Origin of the sequence: Candidatus Ruminimicrobium bovinum, assembly GCF_902760015.1 — a bacterium.
In the GTDB taxonomy this organism is placed as follows: domain Bacteria; phylum Elusimicrobiota; class Endomicrobiia; order Endomicrobiales; family Endomicrobiaceae; genus Ruminimicrobium; species Ruminimicrobium bovinum.
This window is the reverse complement of record NZ_CACWEU010000269.1, coordinates 1-3,520: the sequence shown is the minus strand read 5'-3', so window position 1 is coordinate 3,520 and position 3,520 is coordinate 1. Positions and strand designations below refer to the sequence as shown.

The 3,520-nt window shown below is 22.8% G+C and carries 5 protein-coding genes; all 5 read right to left on the bottom strand.

Annotated features, from left to right (window positions below):
- Nucleotides 1–850 (bottom strand): cell division FtsA domain-containing protein (locus ACMUOV_RS08755; protein WP_413854777.1); only part of this gene is annotated, 850 nt, incomplete at its 3' end.
- Nucleotides 851–1,108: 258 nt separating this feature from the next.
- The gene (locus tag ACMUOV_RS08750) at nucleotides 1,109–1,279 is read right to left on the bottom strand and encodes a hypothetical protein (RefSeq protein ID WP_413854776.1); all 171 of its coding nucleotides are present in this window, start codon (nucleotides 1,277–1,279) and stop codon (nucleotides 1,109–1,111) included.
- Nucleotides 1,272–1,424 carry a hypothetical protein gene (locus tag ACMUOV_RS08745; protein ID WP_413854774.1) on the bottom strand — a complete coding sequence of 51 codons (153 nt, stop codon included), beginning with the start codon at nucleotides 1,422–1,424 and terminating at the stop codon, nucleotides 1,272–1,274. Before ACMUOV_RS08745 ends, ACMUOV_RS08750 begins: the two co-directional genes overlap by 8 nt.
- Nucleotides 1,411–1,836 (bottom strand): hypothetical protein, encoded by a 426-nt coding sequence (locus tag ACMUOV_RS08740; RefSeq protein WP_413854773.1) that lies wholly within the window; start codon nucleotides 1,834–1,836, stop codon nucleotides 1,411–1,413. The genes ACMUOV_RS08745 and ACMUOV_RS08740 overlap by 14 nt, the downstream gene beginning before the upstream one ends.
- A partial coding sequence (locus tag ACMUOV_RS08735; RefSeq protein WP_413854771.1) for a peptidase domain-containing ABC transporter occupies nucleotides 1,823–3,520 on the bottom strand: 1,698 nt, incomplete at its 5' end. The genes ACMUOV_RS08735 and ACMUOV_RS08740, both read right to left, overlap by 14 nt.

Genomic DNA, 3,520 nt, shown 5'->3' with positions numbered 1-3,520 from the left:
CATATTGATTGATTGTTTTCTTTTCTTCATCTTCTAAAGTGAACTCTAAAACTTCATTTGCATCTGCATATCTCTTACTTGCAAGAGCGAATTTCTCCTTTAATTCTCTTGAAGTTGATGTATCAGTTCCAAAAATATAGCTGATATCATTATCTACATTCTTACTTCCTAAGTTAAAGATACTATTTTTAATAACAATTCCTTTATTAAATATTGATACATCAGTTTTATCATGACCAATATTAACAATTGCCCCTAAAGATTCGTCTGTATCTTTTGTTCTCGCTTCAAAATAGTCACCAATGCAGTTAAATGTTATATCTTCTACAGTTATTCCAGCTTCATGGAATACTTTTAAATAATCATATATTTGTTTTTTAGGTGCAGTTGCAAGAAGTGCTTTTACTCCTAATTTATCTGACACTTGCCCTACTGGGTTCTTAGTGAATTTATCTTCTTGGATATTAAACATAATAGGTATTATTGATACCAATTCTTCGTTTTCAGGTATTTCGTTTTCTGCAGCATTTTGTAATACTGATACGATGTCTTTTCCATTGATTTCTCCATTTGTATCAATAGTACCTGATACTACTTTTATATTTCTATTATTTGAAGGTATTGTGATAACAGCTCTATCTATTCTAATTCCTAGAACTTTTCTTATTTCTTCAATTGCTAAATTAAGTGATCTTGTAGCCATTTCATCATCTGCTACTAGACCTTTTTTAATTCCAACTGATTTAACTGAAGCTGATGCTAAAACTTGAAATTTATCTTTAACTAATTCAGCTACAACTATTTTTATATTATCACTACCAAGATCAATACCTGTATAAATATTTCTCATATAAAAACACCTACTATTCTAACCATATTATACTAGTTACAAAAGAGAAAAACAAGATTTTATGCACTTCTCTAGAAAAAAGAAAAAGAGCTAAGCTCTTTTTTTAACAAACAACATAATGGTAAATATATCTTAAAAAAGTACCTAGATATGTTCCCATATTAAATATTGTAATCATCAATACATTCAATATATAAGTTATTATTGGTAATAATATAATACCTATTATTATTTTTTTATAATTATATATTTTTTTGATTATACTTTGCATATATGTTTTTCTTTTATTCTTCTAATTGATGAACCTAGGCTTCTACCTATATTAAATAAAGTTTTAACAGCATCAGTAAAGGCATTTATTAAAGTACCTGTTAATGAGTTGCCACCTTCTATATTTTCTAATTCTTCTCTTTTTAAATACCTAGTCATTACATTTCTCCGGATTAACGAATCCATCAATTACACCAATTAAGAATAATATTCCTCCGACTAAACCTAAGCCTCCAAATAAAGATAATCCCCCTCCAGTTATTTGTCTTAATTCTTTTTCATTAGAATGTTTAATACTTCTCATCTCCTTTTATTGTTCTAAACAAATATTCTAATAGTGTTTCTTTATTAATAATTATTTGATATTTAACAATTTCATTTTCTTTTATTTTGTTATCTTTTAATAGAAGTGTTACTTTTTTATAATAGTTGTTATCTATAAGATAATCATCTATTTTTTCTATTTCGTAAGTAAATGTGTTCCTTTCAATTATTATTTTATTATTTTCTTTTATCTTATTAACTCTATCTAAATCAATTAATACTTCTATCTTGTTATTTATTACTTTTGATATTCCAAAATAATAGTCTTCAATCTTATTGTTTTTAATAATAATTATCAATAAACATAAAATCAAAATAGATACTACTTTTATATATTTGAATATATCAACTTCCATATTTCTAAAATCTCTTTGAAAACTAACTAAATCCATAATCCTCCAAGTTACAAACTTCGTCATATAAATCATTATTATCAAATCTATGAGAGATAACAATAATTGTTTTTTCTTTGAAATAATTAAAAATATTAGTTAATATTTTTCTTTCTTTATCTACATTAATTTCACTGAATGATTCATCTAAAATAAAGATATTACTATTCTTTAGGAATGCTCTTGCAAGTATTACTCTTTGTCTTTCTCCTCCACTTAAATTGCAAGCATTTTCATCAAGAATCATATTGTATCCACTTGGATTATTTGATACAAAATCATTAAGAAGCATACACTTACCAATATCATATATTTTGTTTTTGTCACGTGTATTTTTTATATTTAAATTTTCATACAAAGTATCATTAAACAAATATTCATCTTGAGAAACATAAGTTATTTGTTCTCTTAAAGACCAAAGATTTATTTCATTTATATCAAGATTTCCTATTTGAATTTTTCCTCTTTGTATTTCTAAATATCCTGATATTAGCTTTGCCAGTGTACTTTTTCCACTTCCTGATGATCCATGTATCAGAATCTTCTTTCCTTCTTTAAACACAATATTTAAATTATTAATAACTTCTTTTGTACCATATTTATAAGATAAGCTTTTAACTATTACATCACCTTTTATATTTCTTAATGGGTTTAAATCAAAATATATCTTTTCTTCTTTTATATTTAATAGTTCATTAATTCTTTCTATTGTTAATTTAATTTGTTTATTCATAATTGTGAAATCTAATATATTTTTTAATGAACTCATATGATAAAAAATTATACTGTTAAATGTTATTAGACTTGAAAGCTTTAAATCTCCTTTTAATACTAATCCTCCTCCAATAAAAAGTATTAATAAGGATATTATTGATGTTGTTATATTTTCTATTAATTTTTTATTTGTAAGTTTATTTGAAAAGTTATAATTTGATAATAAAAACTTGTTATAAATATGAGAGAATTTTTCTTTAATTTTTTCTAAAATGTTTAAACTCTTGATAGTATTTATTCCATTTATTAATTCAATTATATTTGAGTTTACTTTAGCATTATTCTCTTTTAATTCTCTTATATCATGGTAGATGTAATTGTTATAAATTAAGGTTATTAAAGAAGATATAATTATTATTCCTAATGTGAATAAAGTTAGTTTAATGTTAATAAAAAATAAAGTTATTATTGAGACAATAAATATTAATAGATCTACTAATACAGTTATTAATAAATTACATATTATATTTTTTAAATTGTCTAAATCAGATATACGAGATAATACTTCTCCAGTAGTTCTATTTTTAAAATATAAATGAGGAAGTGAAAGAATATGATTTAAAGAATCGTTGATTAAAATACAATCTAGTTTTGTACTTATAAAATTCAGTAATTTTTCTTTTGAGTAATCAAGAGTATTCTTTATTAAATAAATGAATAATAAGATAGTAATTAACGGAAGTAAATTATTTGATGAATTTAAGTTTATAGATCTTTCTATTACAAATTGAAATTCAAAAGATAAAATTATACTAAACAATACAAATAGAATTGAAAATATAATAATTGTTAATAAAGAATTTTTATGAAAGAAAATAAATTCATTTATTTTGTTTTTTATTAAGTTTTCTTCTTTTATAATTGGGATAATTTTATTAGGAATGAAGTATATAAAATTTCTTGAAGATAT

Bases quoted from the DNA above. Each gene is read 5' to 3' on its own strand.
- ACMUOV_RS08750 (WP_413854776.1), bottom strand. From the start codon at position 1,279: ATGACTAGGTATTTAAAAAGAGAAGAATTAGAAAATATAGAAGGTGGC.
- ACMUOV_RS08745 (WP_413854774.1), bottom strand. From the start codon at position 1,424: ATGAGAAGTATTAAACATTCTAATGAAAAAGAATTAAGACAAATAACT.
- ACMUOV_RS08740 (WP_413854773.1), bottom strand. From the start codon at position 1,836: ATGGATTTAGTTAGTTTTCAAAGAGATTTTAGAAATATGGAAGTTGAT.